At 64.9% G+C, this 619-nt stretch carries 1 protein-coding gene; it reads left to right on the top strand.

Features of this window, described 5'->3' with window-relative positions:
* The coding region (locus tag IEW19_RS23210; RefSeq protein ID WP_188573895.1) for a CPBP family intramembrane glutamic endopeptidase at positions 1–350 on the top strand (350 nt) is incomplete at its 5' end.
* Positions 351–619 lie beyond the last annotated feature (269 nt).

Below are 619 nucleotides of genomic sequence, written 5' to 3'. Positions count from 1 at the left end.
GTGCCGGGAACGTGTCCCCGCTCAAGCTCGTCGCGGTCCTGGCAGCGCTGATCGCCGGGTTCTTCGAGGAGACCCTATTCCGAGGCGTCCTGATGGACCGGCTAGCGGCCGCAGGCCGGTCACCGGCTCTCCAGGTCTTTATCAGCGGGCTCGTGTTCGGAGGCCTCCACTTTTACGTCTTCGCCGGCTTCCCTGCCGCTCTCCTGGCCCAGGCCGCGACGACCATTCTCGGATGGGGCCTGGCCGCCCTCTACCTGATGTCGAAACGAAGCCTGTGGCCCTGCGTCATCGCCCACGTCCTGATCGACGCCGCCCTGGAGCCGGCGCTACTCCAAAGCCTCATCCGCTAAGCCAACGGTAGAGTCATCGCGACGGGGTCCGGCCGGGTAGGGACGCATCCCGTTGTGGACTGCACGGAACGTCACGTGGCGCCGCGGAAAAAGTCCGTCATGTATCGCAAAAAGTCAGACTCCTGACCTGATAAGGCCGCGGCCCCCAAGGCACCGGGCGATCTGGAAGTCCCGGCGCGTCCCTGCCGAACGGGTTTGCCTGCGGTACGTTGGAGGCCATGGGCTACTTGTCCCCCGCATCTGCCGGGAATCCGAATGGATGAAGTATT

The sequence above is a fragment of the Arthrobacter liuii genome (assembly GCF_014639275.1).
GTDB lineage: Bacteria > Actinomycetota > Actinomycetes > Actinomycetales > Micrococcaceae > Arthrobacter > Arthrobacter liuii.
This window is presented reverse-complemented; position numbering and strand designations above follow the sequence as displayed.